Below are 20,216 nucleotides of genomic sequence, written 5' to 3'. Positions count from 1 at the left end.
CGCGGCTGTCGAAGAAATGTCGCTGAATGCGATACCGCATCGAGAGTGATTGTGGCATAAGCCGCGGCGAACATTCTCTCAGGCAGGACGCTACCATGGAATTCTATTTTCCGACCGAGTTCGGCGAGCAATTGGCCTTTCTCTCCGCGGCGGCAACGACGCTGATCGGCTGTTTCATTCTGTTTGCACCGGGCATCACGCTGCATATCCTCGGTCTGGTGCGCCGTGACGAACGCCCTGAGGGGCTGGGAGCGGCGCGCTCCGTCGGGGGGCTGATCATCGGCTTTTCGGCCACACCTATCCTGGTTGCACAAGAGGCAGTCTATCTGGCCTTCGGTTCGGCGCTGGCGCTGGCTGCCTTCGGCCGCGTGCTGTCGATCATGTCCGATCGGGGCAGCACCTGGCGCAATATGCTATTCCTGGTTGTGGAGGCCATGCTTGCTGCTCTTCCGCTCGCCTATGTCTTCGGTTTGATCTGAACGTGCGGAAACCCTTTCCGGGCACGGGCGCCGCCAATTCGACGCAGATTCGGACAAATTTCGGCGCGAGGCCTTGCTCTAAAGGAGTAAACCGTTAATACGCGTGTTGCGAGTCTAGACCTGCTATGCTAGACGAACCGCGAAATTCGGAAAACGCAAGTGCAGAGCGCTTGTGTTTTCGGGGGAAAACAAAACGATATCAGGATCTTGCTGAACCATCTCGGGGATGCGAGGGAGCCTGGATCAAGATCAGGGAATTTTTTGCCCGTGGCAGACACATCCCAAGTGATTTCTGGCGTAGCAGAGCGTTACGCATCGTCGCTTTTCGAGCTTGCGCTCGAAGCTGGCGCTGTGGATGCCGTTGCTGCCGATCTCAACCGTTTCCAGGCCATGATCGACGAAAGCGCCGATCTGAAGCGCCTGGTGCTGTCGCCCGTGTTTACAGCCGAAGATCAGGTAAATGCGATTACCGCAATTGCCCAGAAGGCTAAGCTCGGTGCGCTGGTACTGAATTTTCTGAAGGTCGTTGCCGGCAATCGCCGCCTGTTTGCCGTTTCCGGCATGGTGGCTGCCTATCGTCAGATCGCTGCCCAGCACAAGGGTGAGATCACGGCGGACGTGACCTCCGCTCATGCCCTGACGGCAGAGCAGGAAAAAGAACTGAAGGCGGCGCTGAAGAGCGTTACCGGCAAGGAAGTGTCGATCAACGCAACGGTTGATGCTTCTCTTCTTGGCGGCCTGATCGTCAAGGTCGGATCCCGCCAGATCGATACGTCTCTTCGCACCAAACTTTCCACCCTTAAGCTTGCACTGAAAGAGGTTGGCTGATGGATATCCGCGCCGCGGAAATTTCCGCAATTCTTAAAGATCAAATCAAAAACTTCGGCAAAGAGGCGGAAGTCTCCGAAGTTGGCCAGGTGCTTTCCGTCGGTGACGGTATTGCCCGCGTCTACGGCCTCGACAACGTCCAGGCCGGTGAAATGGTCGAATTCCCGGGCGGCATCCGTGGCATGGCGCTGAACCTTGAAGCCGACAATGTCGGTGTGGTTATCTTCGGTTCCGACCGTTCGATCAAGGAAGGCGACACCGTCAAGCGGACCGGCGCCATCGTCGACGTTCCGGTTGGTCCGGAACTGCTCGGCCGCGTCGTTGACGCGCTCGGCAACCCGATCGACGGCAAGGGCCCGATCAATGCGACGCGTCGTTCGCGCGTTGACGTCAAGGCTCCGGGCATCATCCCGCGCAAGTCGGTTCATGAGCCGATGTCGACAGGCCTCAAGGCCATCGACGCCCTGATCCCGGTTGGCCGCGGCCAGCGCGAACTGGTCATCGGCGACCGCCAGACCGGCAAGACCGCCATCATTTTGGACTCGATCCTGAACCAGAAGGCTATCCACGACAACGGCCCGGAAGCTGAAAAGCTCTATTGCGTCTATGTCGCCATCGGCCAGAAGCGTTCGACCGTTGCGCAGTTCGTCAAGGTTCTCGAAGAGCGTGGCGCCCTGCAGTATTCGATCATCATCGCCGCTACCGCGTCCGATCCGGCTCCGATGCAGTATCTCGCACCGTTCGCCGGCTGCGCGATGGGCGAATATTTCCGCGATAACGGCATGCATGCCCTGATCGCCTATGACGACCTGTCCAAGCAGGCTGTCGCTTACCGTCAGATGTCGCTTCTGCTGCGCCGTCCGCCGGGCCGCGAAGCTTATCCGGGCGACGTCTTCTACCTGCATTCGCGTCTGCTCGAACGCGCCGCCAAGATGGGCGACGCTGCCGGTGCCGGCTCGCTGACCGCTCTGCCGGTCATCGAAACCCAGGGTAACGACGTTTCGGCGTTCATCCCGACCAACGTGATCTCGATCACCGACGGCCAGATCTTCCTTGAAACCGACCTGTTCTATCAGGGCATTCGTCCGGCTGTTAACGTCGGTCTGTCGGTTTCGCGCGTTGGTTCGGCCGCTCAGGTCAAGGCGATGAAGCAGGTTGCCGGCTCGATCAAGGGCGAACTCGCCCAGTATCGTGAAATGGCCGCCTTCGCCCAGTTCGGCTCCGACCTCGATGCCTCGACGCAGCGCCTGCTGAACCGTGGTGCACGCCTGACCGAACTCCTGAAGCAGCCGCAGTTCTCGCCGCTGAAGACGGAAGAACAGGTCGCCGTGATCTTCGCTGGTGTGAATGGCTATCTCGATAAGGTTGCTGTCAACCAGGTCGGCAAGTTCGAACAGGGCCTGCTCTCCTACCTGCGTTCGGAAGGCAAGGCTATCCTTGATGCCATCCGCACCGAGAAGGCGATCAGCGACGACACCAAGAGCAAGCTCAAGGCGGCTCTCGACACGTTCGCCAAGAACTTCGCCTGATCAGGGCTCAAGCCAAGGACGGATAACGGATGCCTTCACTTAAGGATCTGAAAAACCGGATCGCCTCCGTCAAGGCGACGCAGAAAATCACCAAGGCGATGAAAATGGTCGCCGCGGCGAAACTGCGTCGTGCGCAGGAGGCGGCCGAGGCTGCCCGGCCGTATTCGCAGCGCATGGGTATCGTTCTTGCCAATATCGCTCAGGCGGTCGGCACGGACGATAGTGTGCCGCGTCTGATGGCCGGCACCGGCAAGGACGATGTGCATCTGCTCGTCGTCTGCACTGCCGAGCGTGGCCTTTGCGGCGGTTTCAATTCGCAGATCGCCCGTTTCGCCCGTGACCATGCGCGCAAGCTGCTGGCCGCCGGTAAGACGGTCAAGATCTTCTGCGTCGGCAAGAAGGGCTTCGACAGCCTTCGCCGCGAATTCGGTTCGATCATCGTCGAACGTACGGATCTGCGCGAAGTCAAGCGTATCGGCTTTGCCGATGCGGATGCCATCGGTCGCAAGATCATCGGCATGTTCGAGCGCGGCGAATTCGACGTCTGCACGCTGTTCTATTCCGAATTCAAGTCGGTCATCAGCCAGATCCCGACTGCGATGCAGCTCATTCCGGCTGCCGCACCTGACGTTGATGCACAAGACGGTGCTTCGGCGTTGTATGAATACGAGCCGGATGCGGCTGCGATCCTCACGGATCTCATCCCGCGCAACATCTCGGTTCAGGTCTTCCGGGCCCTGCTCGAAAATGTCGCTGGTGAAATGGGCGCCAAGATGAGCGCCATGGACAATGCGACACGCAACGCCGGTGAAATGATCAACAAGCTGACGCTGAGCTACAACCGCCAGCGCCAGGCTCAGATCACCACCGAGCTCATCGAAATCATTGCGGGCGCGGAAGCGCTCTGAGGTTAAGGAAAGAGGGTAAGAATTATGGCTAAGGCAGCTACCCCCAAATCTACCGCAGCTGGCAAGGTGACGCAGGTCATCGGCGCTGTCGTCGACGTATCGTTCGAAGGTGAACTGCCCTCGATCCTGAATGCGCTGGAAACCACCAATGGCGGCAACCGCCTGGTTCTGGAAGTGGCTCAGCACCTCGGTGAAAACCAGGTTCGCACGATCGCCATGGACTCGACCGAAGGTCTGGTTCGCGGTCAGCCGGTTTCCGATACCGGTGCTCCGATCACCGTTCCGGTCGGTCCGGAAACGCTCGGCCGTATCATGAACGTTATCGGCGAGCCGGTTGACGAAGCCGGTCCGCTGGTCACTTCGGGCAAGCGCGCCATCCACCAGGAAGCGCCGTCCTACGTCGAGCAGTCGACCGACGCGCAGATCCTCGTCACCGGCATCAAGGTCGTTGACCTTCTGGCACCTTACGCCAAGGGCGGCAAGATCGGCCTGTTCGGCGGCGCCGGCGTTGGCAAGACCGTTCTGATCATGGAACTGATCAACAACGTCGCCAAGGCGCATGGTGGTTACTCGGTGTTTGCAGGCGTGGGTGAACGTACCCGCGAAGGCAACGACCTCTATCACGAAATGATCGAGTCGGGCGTGAACAAGCTCGGCGGCGGCGAAGGCTCCAAGGCAGCCCTCGTTTACGGTCAGATGAACGAACCGCCGGGCGCCCGCGCTCGCGTCGCTCTCACCGGTCTGACGATCGCTGAAGACTTCCGCGACAAGGGCCAGGACGTTCTGTTCTTCGTCGACAACATCTTCCGCTTCACCCAGGCAGGTTCCGAAGTGTCGGCTCTGCTCGGCCGTATTCCGTCGGCCGTTGGTTATCAGCCGACGCTGGCGACCGACATGGGTCAGATGCAGGAACGCATCACCACCACGACCAAGGGTTCGATCACCTCGGTTCAGGCCATCTATGTTCCCGCCGACGACTTGACCGACCCGGCGCCTGCAACCTCGTTCGCCCACCTGGACGCAACGACCGTTCTGTCGCGCTCGATCGCCGAGAAGGGTATCTACCCGGCCGTTGACCCGCTCGACTCCACCTCGCGCATGCTCGACCCGATGATTGTCGGCGAAGAGCATTACGAAGTCGCCCGTAAGGTTCAGTCGACCCTGCAGCGCTACAAGGCTCTCCAGGACATCATCGCCATCCTCGGCATGGACGAACTGTCGGAAGAAGACCGTCTGGCTGTTGCCCGCGCCCGCAAGATCGAGCGCTTCCTGTCGCAGCCGTTCTTCGTCGCCGAAGTCTTCACCGGCTCGCCGGGCAAGCTGGTTGCTCTCGAAGACACGATCAAGGGCTTCAAGGGCCTGGTCAACGGTGACTATGACCACCTGCCGGAAGCTGCCTTCTACATGGTCGGCTCGATGGAAGAAGCCATCGAAAAGGCCAAGAAGCTGGCTGCCGAAGCTGCCTAAGTTAGGATCAACGGCGCGCGGGTCATCCCGCGTGCCGTGCCTCTTTCCATCAGAGAAGTGAACGACCATGGCCGACAATTTCAGTTTTGAACTCGTTTCGCCCGAGCGCCTTTTGTTGTCCGAGATGGTCAGCGAAGTCGTGATCCCGGCTACCGAAGGCGAAATGACCGTCATGGCGAACCATGCCCCGACGATGACCACGATCAAGCCGGGCGTCGTCACCGTGAAGCTCGCTTCGGGTCAGGTGACCAAGTATGTGGTCTTCGGCGGCTTTGCAGACGTTTTGCCGACAGGCTGCACGCTGCTGGCCGAATCTGCCGTTCCGCTTGCCGAAGTCACTCCGGACACGCTGAGCAAGCGTATCGATGAAGCCCGCAAGGAGCTGGATTCGGTTGACCATCACGAACATCGCAGCCGCCTCGAGCATTACCTCGGCGAACTGACCAACCTGAACGGTGTTCTGGTCGCCGCCTGAAAGGCTGAGGCCGAGGGCGAATCGCGGCCCTCCAGACCAATTGCCAGGAAATGAATGATGAAAGCCGAGCGTCGCGAGACACTCGGCTTTTTCTTTGGTCAGATCCGTGATCTTACCGCGCATCCTCGAGGATCATCGCAGCGCCCTTTTCGGCAACCATCATCGTCGGTGCGTTGATATTGCCAGCGGTGACATTGGGAAAAATCGAGGCATCGACGATCCTGAGGCCCGGTATGCCGTGGACACGCAGCCTTGAGTCCACGACAGCCGTCCGGTCGTCCGGCCCCATCGCGCAGCTGCCGCAGAGATGATAAATCGAGCCGCTGTTCTGGCGAAAATAGTCGAGCAGGCTTTCATCGGTGTCGGCTGACTGCGACGGCGAAATCTCCTCTTCGATCAGCGCAGCCAGCGCTGGCGCAGACGCAATGCGCCTGACCAGCCGGCTACCCTGAATGACTTCCGCAACATCCCGTTCGGTGGAGAGATAGTTGGGCCTGATCAGCGGCGGCGCATCAGCGTCCGGCGAACCGATGGTGATTGTGCCTCGGCTGGTGGGCCGGCAGGAATTGAAGGCGATCAGGAAGCCGGGATAGGGCTCCGGCGTCAGTCCGGCTCCGGGATTGGCAGGAATGCGATAGGACAGCGGGTTGAAATACAGCTGGATGTTGGGCCGGGTTTCGTCCGGTCCGCCGCGAAAGAAGCCGCCCGCCTGGTTGACGCTCATCGCAAACGGCCCGCTTCGGGTCAGGAGATACTGCAGGCCGAGTGCGGCCTGGCCGAACAGGCTGGCAAATGTGCCGTTCAATGTCGGACAATTGGCGCGATAATAGAAACTGGCGCAGAGATGGTCCTGCAGGTTCGAACCGATAGCCGGCAGATGTCGACGTGTCTTGATGCCTTGCGAAAAGAGATGCGCCCCGTCGCCAATGCCCGAAAGCTGCATCAGCTTTGGCGTATCGACCGCACCAGCCGCGAGGATGACTTCGCGCCGTGCGTTGAACCGCTTGATGGCGCCGTTCTGGCGAACTTCGACGGCTTGCGCACGCCCGTCCTCTGACAGGATCAACCGCTGGGCGACCGCATGCCGCTCGATTGCCAGATTGGGCCGCTTCAGCGCCGGTCGCAGATATTCTGCGCTGGAATGCGATCTCTGGCCATTGCGGGTGTTGATGTCATAAACGCCGGCGCCCTCGATGTCGCGGCCGTTGAAATCGTCATTGGCGGGCAGGCCGAGTTCGCCGCAGGCCTCCAGAAACGCATCGCTGACGGCATGGGTACCGCCGCGCATCGGCGTGACATGGATGGGGCCCCGGTCGCCGTGGTAGTCGGATGCGCCGTGGCGATGCGTTTCCAGCGCCTTGAAATAGGGGAGCACGTCAGTCGCGGCCCAGCCGGGATTGCCTGCCGCCGCCCAGTCGTCGAAATCGGCATTTGCGCCGCGGACATAGACCATGGCGTTGATGGAACCGGACCCGCCCTGGACCTTGCCGCGCGGTACGTAGATCCGCCGGTCAGCCAGTGCCGCCTCCGGCTCCGTCGAATACATCCAGTTGACCTTGGGATTGTAGTAGCTCTTGGCATAGCCCACCGGGATCTTGAACCAGAAGCTGTCATCCTTGCCGCCGGCCTCGATGAGAAGCACACTGTAGCGTCCGTTTTCGCTGAGCCGGCTGGCAAGGATGCAGCCGGCGGAGCCGGCGCCGACAATGACAAAATCGTAGATCATGACCGCTGCTCAGCCCTTGGCCGGAGCGAAGGCTTTGACGTCGGCTGGTTCTGCCGCCATCTGCAGGTGCAGGCGATTGCCGTCATAGGGTGAATGCCGTTTCACCACGTCCAGATCGAGTTCGATGCCGAGGCCCGGCTCGCGCGATGGAATCAGGTATCCGTCGTCAAAGGCCAGCTTCGTCTTAAGCACCTCGGCATGGAAGCCGCCGAAGTCCATGATCGCCTCGTGGATGAGAAAGTTCGGGCTCGCTGCGGACAGCTGGATCGAAGCGGCAGCCCCGACGGGACCGTTGTAGAGATGCGGCGCGATCTGGGCATAAAAGGACTCGGCCATGCCGGCGATCTTCTTCGCTTCCAGCAGGCCGCCGACGCGCGCGACATTCATCTGCAGGATGGAGGCGGCACCCAGTTGCAGCACACGCTGGAATTCATACTTGGTCGTCAGCCGTTCCCCGGTCGAGACCGGGATCGAGGTGGCGCGGGCCACTTCCGCCATGGCGGCTTCCTGTCCGGGGGGCACAGGTTCTTCGAACCACATCGGATCGTATTTCTCGAGCCGCTTTGCCAATCGGATTGCCGAAGACGGTACCATTTGGCCATGGGTGCCGAACAGAATGTCGGCGCGGCTGCCGACAGCCTCGCGGATCCGCGCGCAGAACTGTTCGCAGCGATCCATGACGCCGAGCGAGAGCTGGTGGCCGGAATAGTCGGTATAGGGGCCGGCCGGATCGAATTTCAGCGCGGTAAAGCCCATTTCGACCATGCGGACCGCCTCTTCGGCGGCAAGGTCAATATCGTTGTAGTCGTAATCGCCAGCCGCGTTCTTCGGATAGATATAGGTATAGGCGCGCAGCTTTTCGTGCACCGTGCCGCCGAGCAGATCGGCAACCGGGCGACCGGCGGCCTTGCCGATGATGTCCCAGCAGGCGATTTCGAGGCCGGAAACGATCCCCATCATCGTCGGATCGGGCCGCTGGGTGAAGCCGCTCGAATAGGCGGCGCGCCAGAAGCGCTCGATCCGGTGTGGGTCATGGCCTTCCAGATACCGCTGGAAGACGTCGCCGATCAAAGGAACCAGGGCGGAAGGATGGAACGCGGTCGCGTAGATTTCACCAATGCCCTTGATGCCGCAGGCCGTTTCCAGTTCGACAAAGATCCAGTACATGCCGCCGACATGCGGCGGGGGGACGGCGACGACATAGGTGTTCAGCGACGCAATTTTCATGGGTGTTCCCGGGGGCTTCGATGTTGGCAGTGGGCGGTGGTCGAGGTGCTGTGCTTGTGGGTCTCGCCTAGTGTTTCAGGATCACGAGGCGTGTCTGGGTGAATTCCAGCATGCCGTGCTTGCCATCGTCGCCGCCGAGGCCCGATCGTTTCCAGCCTGCGTGGTAGCCCTGGTAGGGATCGGCGGGGAAGCGGTTGATGTAGAGCTCGCCGGCCTCGATCTCGTTCGCGGCCTTCATTACCTTGCGATAGTTTTCCGAAAACAGCACCGAGGCGAGGCCGAACTGGTGATCGCTGGCCATGGCAAGGGCGTCATCGAATTCGTCATAGGGAATGACGGCGAGAACCGGGCCGAAGACCTCCTCCCGAACGATTTCCATGTCGTGGCGACAATGGGAGAGCAGGGTCGGCGGATAGAAATAACCCTCACCGGCGGGTACGAAGCCGCCCGTCTCGATGATCGCGCCGTCCGCTCTTGCCCGCTCGACCATGTGATGGACGCGCAGGCGGGCAGCCGCATTGGCAAGCGGTCCCATCGCATCCGGGCTTTTACCGCGATCGCCATACCGGCGCTCATGGAATGCGATGCGCAATCTGACAAGCAGATCCTCGTGCACTGACTGATACACATACAGACGTTCGACGGAGGTGCAGACCTGGCCGCAATGGGCGGTCTTGGCCGCCAGCACCATGCGGGTCACCGCATCCAGGTCGGCATCGGGCTCGACGATCACCGGCGTCTTGCCGCCGAGTTCCAGCGATGGCTTGGCGATATTCGTCTTGCAGTATTTCAACACGGTCTGGCCGGCGACGACGCTGCCCGTCAGCGTGATCATGCCGATCTGTGGCCGTGTGCACATCACCTCCGCAACGTCGTGGCTCATGGTCATGATGTTGACGAGCCCGGCCGGCAATTCGGCATCAAGCAATGCCTGGGCAAAAACGAAGGCGGATGTCGGCGTGTTGTTGCTCGGGCGCACGACCACGGCATTGCCGGTGATCAGCGCCGGGGCAATCTTGCGCACGAGCGTGTAGATCGGGAAATTGAAGGGGATCAGGCAGGCGACTACGCCGATCGGCGCACGCTTCAGCATCAGCGTCTCATCCGGCGTGTCGCTCTCGATCACTTCACCCTCGATGCGGCGCGCCCATTCGGCATGGTAGCGCATCAGCTCGACGCCATAGATTGCTTCGGCGGTCGCATCGGCGAGGCTCTTGCCGCTCTCGCGGGCAAGCGCTTCGCCGATTTTCGCTGCGTTGCGCTCGATTACATCCGCGAGCCGGCGCATGGCATTGCCGCGCTCGATCGCGGGCAGTTTGGCCCAGCTTTTCTGTGCTTCGGCGGCGTGACTGACTGCGGCGATGACATCCGCTTCGGTTGCGGCAGGAACCGAGGCGAAAACATCGCCAGTGGCCGGATTGCGAACCTCTATCGTCGCGCGGGTTTCGGATTCGATGAAACGGCCACCAATGAAATTGCGATACTCTGTCATGGCCACCTCCTGCGGAAAAATCCCGACAAGTAGGGGCCGCGGACGCCGGCTTCGCAAGCGAGTTATTTTCGGGCCGATCATTCCAAAATGGAATGTTTCAATCCGTGCCGAGCTCTTTCGTCAACCACTGGCGGAATGCCGATGCATTCGCGCTCTCGGGTTGCTCGGCACGCGTGACCAGCCAATAAGACTCATGGCCTTCGACCTCGACATCCAGGACCTGCGTCAGCTGGCCGGATCGGATCAGCGGCTCCACCATGAAACGGTCGGCGACAGCGACGCCAAGACCATTGCATGCGGCTTCGACGGCCATGTCGAGCAGGTCGAATTCCAGGCCGCCACGGATGTTGGTGTGACTGAGGTCGGCGGCATCCAGCCATCGCTGCCAGGTCAGGTAGCGCTGGTCCGCCGAGGCCAGAACATGCAGAAATGTCAAGTTGGACAGATCGGTCGACTGGCCTGTCGGATTTGCGCGCAACAGGCGCGGCGCGCAGACGGCGATGTGGCGTTCCGTTATCAGCAGTTGCGATTTCAGCATCGGCCATTCGCCGTCGCCGAAGCGGATGGCGCAATCGAGAATGCTGCGCTCGGCGAGACTGTCCTGCAACTCGGTGGTTATGCTGATCTCGATGTCGGGCATGAAAGCGCGCAGGCTGGCCAATCTCGGCATAAGCCAACGCTTGGCAAAGGTCGGCGGCACGTTGATGCGCAAGCGACGCTGGTTGCTCTTTTCCATGATGCCGCGCACGGCCAGTTCGACATTGTGGAAGGCCTGCTGCAGCGTCGCCAGAAGTTCGACGCCGGACGGTGTCAGTTCAAGATGATGATGCTTGCGGATCACCAGCGTTTCACCAAGCTGCTCTTCAAGATTGCGAACCTGGCGGCTGACGGCGCTCTGGGTCAGGTTCAGGCGGTCTGCCGCGCGGGTAAAGCTGCGGGTCTGTCCGACCACCTCGAACACTTTCATGGCCGAAAGCGCCGGCAATTTTCGCATGATGTTTCCTGTCTTCCTGCGCCTGAGGCGGATTTTTGCATGCCATATAAGCAGACACGGAGCGCGCCCGTCACGTTGTTTCTGCGGTGGCATTTTTCGTCTCTGTTGGACGGAATGCGATTGAATGTGTCGGCCACTCGGTGAGATAGTCCCCGGGTCGTCATCCGGCGACACATGGGAGGGTACGGCATGAAGGTCGGAATCGTCGGGGCCGGCATGGTCGGCAGTTCGGCAGGTTATGCTCTGGCGCTGATGGGCATTGCCAGCGAGATCGTGCTGATCGATCAGAATGCAGCGCTTGCGCTTGCCCAGGCGGAGGATATCTCGCATGCCGTCCCGTTCATGTCATCGACGACTGTCAATGCCGGCGGCTACAAGGATCTGGAGGGGGCCGGTGTCGTCATTCTCGCCGCCGGTGTCAGCCAGAAGCCGGGCGAGACCCGTCTGGAACTGCTGGAGCGCAATGCTGCCGTGTTTCGCGCTGTCTTGAGCGAGGTGCTGCCGGTGGTTCCCGAGGCGATCCTTTTGATCGCGTCCAACCCCGTCGACATCATGACGCAGATCACCACGCGCATTTCCGGGCTGGCGCCTCAGCGCATCATCGGCTCTGGCACGATCCTCGACACGGCGCGCTTTCGCAGCCTGATCGGCCGGCATCTCGGCATTTCGCCGCAATCGGTGCATGCCTATGTGCTGGGCGAACACGGCGACAGCGAAGTGCTGGCCTGGTCGAGCGCCATGGCGGGGTCGATTTCGCTCCATTCGTTTGCCGAGCAGGTCGATCATCCGCTGACCGAGACCGTTCGGGCAGCGATCGATGATGGCGTGCGAAATGCCGCCTACAAGATCATCAACGGCAAGGGCTCCACCTATTATGGCATCGGTGCGGGCCTTGCCCGGATCGTCAAGGCAATTGCCCAAGACCACCGTGATGTGCTGTCAGTCTCGATCGTCACCCCGGAAGTCACCGGCGTACGCGACGTGGCCCTGTCCATTCCGCGGGTCATCGGGGCCGCCGGTGTGATAACCGATCTGTTCCCGGATCTCGACGAACAGGAACATGGTGCGCTCAACCGCAGCGCGTCGCTCCTGAAGGCGCTGGCGGATTCCGTTCGGCTATAGTGGGCTGGCTTCTGCCGCCAGGTATTTGCCTTGCGCTGTCCTGCGGTTTTGATCCGCCAGCATTTGCCCTATAGTAATTTTTCAATGTGTGGACGAGCATGACGATGGATGCAGAGGTAGTCGGGAACGGTGAACTGGCCGACTTCAGGTCGAAGGCGCGCGCAGCGAGCAGCTTGCTCAAGGCCTTGTCACACGAGACCCGCCTGTTGATCCTTTGCATGGTCAGCCGCGAGGAAAAGACCGTCAGCGAAATCGAAAAGCTGCTCGGGCTTCAGCAAGCCGTCGTCTCGCAACAGCTCGCCCGGCTTCGCGCCGACAATATTCTCGAGACACGCCGCGACGGGCGCCAGATCTACTATCGCATCGCAGACCCGCAGCTTAACGACCTGATCTCCGTTCTCTACAAGATGTATTGTGAGCCCGGCCCAGCCGTGATCGCCGCCGATGCAGCCGGCATCGCGTGAGCGCCCGGCATGGAAACCTGATGGGGGCTCGCCGTGATGATCGACAAGCTTGAATTCTTCATTGCACTCGCCCGCGAGCAGCATTTCGGACGGGCAGCCGAAGAATGCGGCGTGACGCAACCGACGTTGTCGGCTGCGATCCGCCAGCTTGAGGATCAACTCGGCGTGATGCTGGTCCAGCGCGGTTCACGTTATCAGGGTCTGACGCCGGAGGGGCAGCGGGTGCTCGAATGGGCGCGACGAATCGTCGGCGACGCGCGCACCCTGCGCGAGGAAATGCGTGCCACGCGCCATGGCCTTGCCGGACATATCCGCTTGGCGGTCATTCCGACAGCCCTGGCAATGGTGCAGCGGTTGACGGAACCCTTTCAGCAGCGGCATCCCAATGTCACCTTCTCCGTGCTGTCGCGCACGTCACTGCAGGTGCTCAGCCTGCTTGAAAATCTCGAGATCGATGCCGGCATTACCTATCTCGACAATGAGCCCCTAGGGCGGGTTACGAGCGTGCCGCTTTACTCCGAGCGTTATCATCTGATTACCGCTGCCGGAACGCCGCTTGCCGATCGGGACACGGTGTCCTGGAGCGAAGTGGCCGATCTTCGGCTTTGTCTGCTGACCGCGGACATGCAGAACCGGCGGATCATCAACCAGCATATGGCCGAGGCGGGCGTGACCCCGAAGCCGACGCTCGAATCCAACTCGATGATCGTGCTCTTCTCTCATATCCGCACCGGAAAATTGGCTTCGATCATGCCACGCAACGTGGCCGAATCCTTCGGTTTCACGGAGGCGATCCGGATGATCCCGATCACCGACCCGGATGCCCAACATCTGGTCGGGCTCGTCGCGACGCATCGCGAGCCGCATACGCCGCTGGTGTCTGGACTGCTGCACGAAGCCCGATTGCTGGTCGCCGCGCAGGCCTTCGATAGATTTTTTCTATCGACCGACGAAACAGCTGCATTGACCTGATCCTCCCAACACGATCATCCTTGAGAAAGGCATCGCTGGCGATTTCGCTGCGGGAGGCTTCAAGCACAATTCGAGGCGGCAAGCCCCGCGCATGGCGATCTGGACGGCTTGTCGGTTTGGGAGGACTGGCACATGAATATTCGGGCGATTGCCGAGGATGAGGCAAGCCGCATCTCTGCGATCATTGAAGACTTGAAGCATCTGGAAGGTCCGATGCTGCCGATCCTTCACGAGATCCAGGCTGTGTTCGGCTTTGTCCCGGAAAGCGCCAAGCAGATCATCGCCACGGCGTTGAACCTGTCGCGTGCCGAGGTGCATGGCGTCATTACCTTCTATCACGATTTCCGTGACCATCCGTCCGGTCGACATGTGCTGAAGCTCTGTCGCGCCGAGGCTTGCCAGTCCATGGGTGGCGAGCCTCTTGCTGAAAAACTGCTGTCCCGACTTGGAATCGACTGGCACGGTACCACGGCCGATGGGGCGATCACGGTCGAACCGGTGTTCTGTCTCGGGCTCTGTGCCCAGGCGCCGGCTGCCATGTTTGACGGCGAACTGCATGCCAGGCTTTCCGAACACTGTCTCAGCGACATCGTTGCGGAGGCACGCCGATGAGCGTTACCGTATTCGTACCGCGTGATTCAGCAGCGCTTGCCGTGGGTGCCAACAGGGTCGCTGCGGTCATCGAGCGGGAAGCCAAGGCGCGCGGGCTCGATGTGACGATCGTTCGCAACGGTTCGCGCGGCCTGCTATGGCTTGAAGTTCTGGTCGAGGTTCGGACAGTAGCGGGCCGTATCGCTTACGGTCCGGTCACGCCGTCGGACGTGCCGGCGCTGTTCGATGCCGATTTTCTCGCCGGTGGTGCGCATCCGCTCTGTCATGGCGAAACGAAAGAAATTCCGTTCCTCAAGAGTCAGACACGGCTTACGTTCTCGCGTTGTGGCGTCACGGATCCGTTGTCGCTGGATGACTATCGGCGCTATCAGGGCCTGAAGGGTCTGGAAAAGGCGATTGCGCTTCCACCGGCAGAGATTGTCAGCCAGGTGACAAACAGCGGTCTGCGCGGTCGTGGCGGGGCGGGCTTTCCGACCGGGATCAAATGGAAGACGGTGGCTGACGCGAAGGCGGACCAGAAATATATCGTCTGCAACGCCGACGAGGGCGACAGCGGCACGTTTGCGGATCGGATGATCATGGAGGGGGATCCCTTCGTGCTGATCGAAGGCATGGTCATCGCCGGCATCGCCACCGGTGCCACCAAGGGCTATGTCTACACCCGGTCGGAATATCCTTACGCGATCGCGATGATGGACGAGGCGATCGCGGTCGCCCGCCGCGCCGGAATTCTCGGGCCGTCCGTTATGGGTTCGACTTACGCTTTCGACATGGAAGTGCGCGAAGGCGCCGGTGCCTATGTCTGTGGCGAGGAGACCTCGCTGCTCAACAGTCTTGAGGGCAAGCGCGGCATCGTTCGCGCCAAGCCGCCGTTGCCGGCGCTGCAGGGCCTGTTCGGCAAGCCGACTGTGGTCAACAACGTCATGTCGCTTGCCTCCATTCCGGTCATCATGGACCAGGGCGCACAGTTCTACCGCGATTTCGGCGTGGGCCGGTCGCATGGCACGATCCCGATCCAGATCGCCGGCAATATCAAGCATGGCGGTCTATACGAGACGGCATTCGGCCTGACACTCGGCCAGCTGATCGATGAGATTGGCGGAGGCACGCTGTCTGGCCGTCCGGTCAAGGCCGTGCAGGTCGGTGGCCCGCTCGGCGCCTATTTTCCGCGCGCTCTTTTCGATACCGTCTTCGATTATGAAGCCTTCGCCGCGCGGGACGGCCTGATCGGCCATGCTGGCATCGTCGTGTTCGACGATACCGCCGACATGCTGAAGCAGGCGCGGTTCGCCATGGAATTCTGCGCCATAGAAAGCTGCGGCAAGTGCACCCCCTGTCGCATCGGTTCGACCCGCGGCGTCGAGACGGCCGACAGGATTGCCAAGGGCATCGAGCCGGAAAAGAACCGCGAACTGCTGGCAGACCTCTGCAACACGATGAAATTCGGTTCGCTTTGCGCGCTGGGCGGCTTCACGCCCTATCCCGTGCTGAGTGCGATGACGCATTTCCCGGCTGATTTCGCGCCGGCACCGATGGTGGAGGCGGCCGAATGAACGAAGCGAACAAGGTCAAAGGTCCCGCGTCCTACTTTCCGTCGATCGAAAAGACCTATGGCCAGCCGATAGACCACTGGGTCGCGCTGATCCGTGGTCAGGCCGGGTTGACGCATATGCAGATCGTCAACTGGCTCAAGCAGACACACGGCCTGGGGCATGGTCATGCCAACGCGCTTGTGGCGCATACGCTGGCCGAAACGAAACAAGCGGGAGGGATCTGAAACATGCGCAATCCTTCCTTCGATTTCAAAGGAGCCTTCTGATGGGTCTCGTTCCGGAAATTGACTTTGGCACGCCTGCGTCCCTGGCGACCGAGACCGTCACGCTGACCATTGACGGTCGCGAGATCACCGTCGCCGCCGGCACCTCGATCATGCGCGCTTCGATGGAGGCCGGCATCCAGGTGCCGAAACTCTGCGCCACCGACATGGTCGATGCCTTCGGCTCCTGCCGGCTCTGTCTGGTGGAGGTCGAGGGCCGCAATGGCACGCCCGCATCCTGCACGACCCCGGTTGCGGCCGGGCTTGTCGTGCACACCCAGACGGAGCGACTGAAGCAGATCCGCAAGGGTGTGATGGAGCTCTACATTTCCGACCACCCGCTCGACTGTCTGACATGCGCCGCCAATGGCGACTGCGAGCTGCAGGACATGGCGGGCGCTGTCGGCCTGCGCGACGTGCGCTACGGCTACGAGGGTGACAATCACGTCAAGGCGCGCTCGGGTGCTGGCGAAAGCAATGCCCGCTACATGCCGAAGGACGAAAGCAATCCGTATTTCACCTATGACCCGGCCAAATGCATCGTCTGTTCGCGTTGCGTGAGGGCTTGCGAGGAAGTGCAGGGTACGTTCGCGCTGACCATCGAGGGACGTGGTTTCGGCAGCCGTGTGTCACCTGGTGCGCACGAAGACTTCCTCTCCTCCGAATGTGTCTCCTGCGGCGCCTGCGTGCAGGCCTGTCCGACCGCCACGCTGACCGAAAAGTCGGTGATTGCCATCGGCCAGCCGGAGCATTCTGTCGTTACGACCTGCGCCTATTGCGGCGTCGGCTGTTCGTTCAAGGCGGAAATGCGAGGCGAAGAGCTGGTGCGGATGGTTCCGTGGAAGGACGGCAAGGCCAATCGCGGCCATTCCTGCGTCAAGGGACGGTTCGCCTATGGTTACGCAAGCCATAAGGACCGCATCCTCAATCCGATGGTGCGCGAGAATATCAGCGATCCCTGGCGTGAGGTAACCTGGGACGAGGCCTTTGCCCATATCGCGGCTGAATTCAAGCGGATCCAGTATCAGTACGGGCGCGAGGCGATTGGCGGCATCACTTCGTCGCGTTGCACGAACGAAGAAACCTATCTGGTGCAGAAGCTGATCCGCGCCGGCTTCGGCAACAACAATGTCGATACCTGCGCCCGCGTCTGCCATTCGCCGACAGGCTATGGCCTGGGCCAGGCCTTCGGTACGTCGGCGGGAACGCAGGATTTCGACAGCGTCGAGCATTCCGATGTGGTCGTGGTCATCGGTGCCAACCCGACGGACGGTCATCCGGTCTTCGGGTCGCGGCTGAAGAAGCGGTTGCGCCAGGGCGCGAAACTGATCGTCATCGATCCGCGCCGGACCGATATCGTCCGCAGCCCGCATATCGAGGCAGCCTTCCACCTGCCGCTGAAGCCTGGCACCAATGTCGCCGTGATGACTGCCATGGCGCATGTCATCGTGACCGAAGGTCTGTTCGCCGAGGCTTTCATTCGCGAACGCTGCGACTGGTCGGAATTCGAGGATTGGGCGGCGTTTGTCGCCGAGCCGCAGCACAGCCCTGAGGCGACCGAGGCATTCACCGGCGTCCCGGCTGCCGACCTGCGCGGCGCTGCACGTCTCTATGCCACCGGCGGCAATGGCGCGATCTACTACGGTCTGGGCGTGACGGAACACAGTCAGGGTTCGACGACCGTCATGGCAATCGCCAACCTCTCCATGGTGACCGGAAATATCGGTCGTCCCGGTGTGGGCGTGAACCCATTGCGTGGGCAGAACAATGTGCAGGGTTCCTGCGACATGGGCTCTTTCCCGCACGAGTTTCCAGGCTACCGTCATGTTTCGGACGACGCCACGCGCGACACCTTTGAAAAACTCTGGGGCGTGACGCTTAGCGATGAGCCGGGCCTTCGCATCCCCAACATGCTCGATGCGGCCGTCGACGGCACGTTCAAGGGCATCTATATCCAGGGCGAGGACATTCTCCAGTCCGACCCGGACACCAAACATGTGTCGGCCGGTCTGGCCGCGATGGAATGCGTCGTGGTGCACGACCTCTTCCTCAACGAGACGGCCAACTATGCCCATGTCTTCCTGCCGGGTTCGACTTTCCTGGAGAAGGATGGCACCTTCACCAATGCCGAACGCCGGATCAACCGCGTGCGCAAGGTGATGAGCCCGAAGAACGGCTATGGCGACTGGGAAGTGACACAGAAGCTTGCCCAGGCGATGGGGCTGAACTGGACCTATAGTCATCCGTCCGAAATCATGGACGAGATTGCCGCGACCACGCCGAGCTTTGCCAAGGTTTCCTATGCCTATCTCGAGACGATGGGATCGGTTCAGTGGCCTTGCAACGAAGCACATCCAGATGGCTCGCCAATCATGCATACCGACGGATTCGTGCGCGGAAGGGGTAAGTTCATCCGCACCGAATATGTCGCGACGGACGAACGCACAGGGCCGCGTTTCCCGCTGCTACTGACCACCGGCCGCATTCTGTCGCAGTACAATGTCGGCGCACAGACCCGGCGCACCGAAAACACGGTTTGGCACGGCGAGGACCGGCTGGAGGTGCATCCGCACGATGCCGAGCAGCGGGGGATCAAGGATGGCGACTGGATCAAGTTGACCAGCCGCGCGGGGGACACGACGCTGCGCGCGTTGCTGACCGACCGGGTATCTCCGGGCGTCGTCTATACCACCTTCCATCATCCCGATACGCAGGCCAACGTGATCACCACGGACTTCTCCGACTGGGCGACAAACTGCCCGGAATACAAGGTGACCGCGGTGCAGGTCTCGCCGTCGAACGGCCCGACCGAATGGCAGGAAGACTATGAAGAACTGTCCCGTCGCTCGCGTCGCATCGTCGGCAAGCTAGAGGCTGCGGAGTGAGGCATGGCGCTGTCGTCTGGCTCTTTGACACTGGCCGTGACGCGACCTGCGCAACGCATCCGCCGGCGCGGGCGCAACGCTAGGAAGGGACCGACAGCGTGACCCGCCGAAACGTGACCCTTGCCGTTCGGGAAATCCGCAGTCGTCGGGGACTGATGACGGACGGAAGTCGGCTGGTGCCGGAGGAAGTGCCGATCGCCTTTTCCTATGGCGGCAGCACCCATGCCGTGATGATGGCGACGCCCGACGATCTCGAGGATTTTGCCGTTGGGTTTTCCCTGGCCGAAGGCATTATCGGACATGCGCGCGAAATCGTCGATATCGAGGCGGTTGAGGCGGGTGACGGGATCGATGTGCAGGTGGTGCTGGTGGACGGGACTGCGCAGGCCCTGACCTCGCGGCGCAGGCGCATGGCCGGCCCGGTCGGATGTGGTCTTTGCGGCATCGAATCGATCGAGCAGGCGACGCGAGAGGTGCCGGTCGTTGCCGGCAGTGATTTCGCCCTTACTCCAGCGCAGGTCGCCGAGGCCGTGCGTCTGCTGGGCGAGGGGCAAAAGCTCAATCGCGAAACGCGGGCGGTGCATGGAGCCGGTTTCTACATGCCCGGCCGTGGAGTCGTGGCGATCCGGGAAGATGTCGGGCGCCACAATGCGCTCGACAAGCTTGCCGGTGCCGTCCTCATCGGTGGATGGTCGCCGACCGAAGGGGCGGTGGTGGTCACCAGCCGGCTATCGGTCGAGATGGTGCAGAAGACGGCGGCGCTCGGTTCCCCGATGCTGATCGCGATTTCCGCGCCGACGGCCCTGGCCATTCGCACCGCGGAAAAGGCGGGCATGACCCTGATCGGAATTGCCCGCGACGATGATTTCGAAATTTTTACCGGGTCTGAAAAAGTGATCCAGGGAGTGTTCCACCATGTCTCATAGCGGCACTGACGAAAAGCTCGTGCGGATGGCCAACCAGATCGCCACCTTTTTCCTGTCCCAGCCGGCGGACGTGCGGGTGGATGGCGTTGCCTTACATATCAACAAATTCTGGGAGAAGCGCATGCGCCGCCGCTTCTTCGAGATGATCGATGCACATCAAGACGGTTTCCTGCCGCTGGTTGTCGAGGCGGCTGCAAAGATCGAGCGCCCCGATCCGGTGGCAGCACACAGCCCGTCTCAGATGTCGCCGTCCTGAGCGACTGGCGGCCAACGCAGCGTTCCATGGTCTCGCCG

General features: G+C 61.2%; 19 protein-coding genes. 15 read left to right on the top strand and 4 right to left on the bottom strand.

Annotation, left to right across the window (positions count from 1 at the left end; all coding sequences use genetic code 11):
* Positions 1 to 95 precede the first annotated feature (95 nt).
* The 6 genes from IM739_RS01445 to IM739_RS01420 all read left to right on the top strand — a co-directional run bounded on the left by IM739_RS01445 (position 96) and on the right by IM739_RS01420 (position 5,686).
* Positions 96 to 479, top strand: a complete 384-nt coding sequence (locus IM739_RS01445; protein ID WP_237369500.1) for an AGROH133_08824 family phage infection protein — start codon at positions 96 to 98, stop codon at positions 477 to 479.
* A 261-nt stretch (positions 480 to 740) separates the two neighbouring features.
* The gene (locus tag IM739_RS01440) at positions 741 to 1,307 is read left to right on the top strand and encodes a F0F1 ATP synthase subunit delta (protein WP_237369499.1); all 567 of its coding nucleotides are present in this window, start codon (positions 741 to 743) and stop codon (positions 1,305 to 1,307) included.
* On the top strand, positions 1,307 to 2,836 hold the full coding sequence (gene atpA, locus IM739_RS01435) for a F0F1 ATP synthase subunit alpha (RefSeq protein WP_237369498.1): 1,530 nt from the start codon (positions 1,307 to 1,309) through the stop codon (positions 2,834 to 2,836). The genes IM739_RS01440 and atpA overlap by 1 nt, the downstream gene beginning before the upstream one ends.
* Positions 2,837 to 2,865: 29 nt before the next feature.
* A complete protein-coding gene (locus IM739_RS01430) occupies positions 2,866 to 3,744 on the top strand; it encodes a F0F1 ATP synthase subunit gamma (protein WP_007605202.1) in 879 nt (292 codons plus the stop codon).
* Positions 3,745 to 3,768: 24 nt separating this feature from the next.
* Positions 3,769 to 5,211, top strand: a complete 1,443-nt coding sequence (gene atpD / locus IM739_RS01425) for a F0F1 ATP synthase subunit beta (protein ID WP_007605203.1) — start codon at positions 3,769 to 3,771, stop codon at positions 5,209 to 5,211.
* Positions 5,212 to 5,278: 67 nt separating this feature from the next.
* A complete protein-coding gene (locus IM739_RS01420; RefSeq protein WP_237369497.1) occupies positions 5,279 to 5,686 on the top strand; it encodes a F0F1 ATP synthase subunit epsilon in 408 nt (135 codons plus the stop codon).
* 112 nt (positions 5,687 to 5,798) lie between these two features.
* On the opposite strand, the gene IM739_RS01415 is transcribed toward IM739_RS01420, so the two are convergent.
* From IM739_RS01415 to IM739_RS01400, 4 genes are all read right to left on the bottom strand, one after another.
* On the bottom strand, positions 5,799 to 7,412 hold the full coding sequence (locus IM739_RS01415) for a GMC family oxidoreductase (protein ID WP_237369496.1): 1,614 nt from the start codon (positions 7,410 to 7,412) through the stop codon (positions 5,799 to 5,801).
* 9 nt (positions 7,413 to 7,421) lie between these two features.
* On the bottom strand, positions 7,422 to 8,639 hold the full coding sequence (locus IM739_RS01410; protein WP_237369495.1) for a mandelate racemase/muconate lactonizing enzyme family protein: 1,218 nt from the start codon (positions 8,637 to 8,639) through the stop codon (positions 7,422 to 7,424).
* A gap of 67 nt (positions 8,640 to 8,706) precedes the next feature.
* The gene (locus IM739_RS01405) at positions 8,707 to 10,131 is read right to left on the bottom strand and encodes an aldehyde dehydrogenase family protein (protein ID WP_237369494.1); all 1,425 of its coding nucleotides are present in this window, start codon (positions 10,129 to 10,131) and stop codon (positions 8,707 to 8,709) included.
* A gap of 97 nt (positions 10,132 to 10,228) precedes the next feature.
* A complete protein-coding gene (locus IM739_RS01400) occupies positions 10,229 to 11,125 on the bottom strand; it encodes a LysR substrate-binding domain-containing protein (RefSeq protein ID WP_237369493.1) in 897 nt (298 codons plus the stop codon).
* Positions 11,126 to 11,314: 189 nt separating this feature from the next.
* On the opposite strand from IM739_RS01400, the gene IM739_RS01395 reads away from it, so the two are divergent.
* The 9 genes from IM739_RS01395 (at position 11,315) to IM739_RS01355 (ending at position 20,178) form a co-directional block, all read left to right on the top strand.
* On the top strand, positions 11,315 to 12,247 hold the full coding sequence (locus IM739_RS01395) for an L-lactate dehydrogenase (protein ID WP_237369492.1): 933 nt from the start codon (positions 11,315 to 11,317) through the stop codon (positions 12,245 to 12,247).
* A gap of 104 nt (positions 12,248 to 12,351) precedes the next feature.
* A complete protein-coding gene (locus IM739_RS01390; protein WP_442981080.1) occupies positions 12,352 to 12,711 on the top strand; it encodes an ArsR/SmtB family transcription factor in 360 nt (119 codons plus the stop codon).
* 36 nt (positions 12,712 to 12,747) lie between these two features.
* Positions 12,748 to 13,683: a LysR family transcriptional regulator gene (locus tag IM739_RS01385; protein ID WP_237369490.1), complete on the top strand. Its 936-nt coding sequence runs from the start codon at positions 12,748 to 12,750 to the stop codon at positions 13,681 to 13,683.
* Positions 13,684 to 13,815: 132 nt separating this feature from the next.
* On the top strand, positions 13,816 to 14,295 hold the full coding sequence (locus IM739_RS01380) for a formate dehydrogenase subunit gamma (RefSeq protein WP_237369489.1): 480 nt from the start codon (positions 13,816 to 13,818) through the stop codon (positions 14,293 to 14,295).
* Positions 14,292 to 15,848 (top strand): formate dehydrogenase beta subunit, encoded by a 1,557-nt coding sequence (locus IM739_RS01375; protein WP_237369488.1) that lies wholly within the window; start codon positions 14,292 to 14,294, stop codon positions 15,846 to 15,848. Before IM739_RS01380 ends, IM739_RS01375 begins: the two co-directional genes overlap by 4 nt.
* Positions 15,845 to 16,072: a DUF4287 domain-containing protein gene (locus tag IM739_RS01370; protein WP_007601294.1), complete on the top strand. Its 228-nt coding sequence runs from the start codon at positions 15,845 to 15,847 to the stop codon at positions 16,070 to 16,072. The genes IM739_RS01375 and IM739_RS01370 overlap by 4 nt, the downstream gene beginning before the upstream one ends.
* A 41-nt stretch (positions 16,073 to 16,113) precedes the next feature.
* A complete protein-coding gene (gene fdhF, locus IM739_RS01365) occupies positions 16,114 to 18,996 on the top strand; it encodes a formate dehydrogenase subunit alpha (protein WP_237369487.1) in 2,883 nt (960 codons plus the stop codon).
* Positions 18,997 to 19,151: 155 nt separating this feature from the next.
* Complete coding sequence (fdhD, locus tag IM739_RS01360; RefSeq protein ID WP_237370934.1) at positions 19,152 to 19,922, top strand: formate dehydrogenase accessory sulfurtransferase FdhD; 771 nt, start codon at positions 19,152 to 19,154, stop codon at positions 19,920 to 19,922.
* Positions 19,912 to 20,178 (top strand): formate dehydrogenase subunit delta, encoded by a 267-nt coding sequence (locus tag IM739_RS01355; RefSeq protein ID WP_237369486.1) that lies wholly within the window; start codon positions 19,912 to 19,914, stop codon positions 20,176 to 20,178. The genes fdhD and IM739_RS01355 overlap by 11 nt, the downstream gene beginning before the upstream one ends.
* The last annotated feature ends 38 nt before the right edge of the window (positions 20,179 to 20,216 follow it).

It is taken from the genome of Rhizobium sp. SL42, from assembly GCF_021729845.1.
Lineage (GTDB): Bacteria > Pseudomonadota > Alphaproteobacteria > Rhizobiales > Rhizobiaceae > Allorhizobium.
The sequence above is the reverse complement of the archived record's forward strand: the minus strand, read 5'-3'. Positions and strand labels throughout refer to the sequence as shown.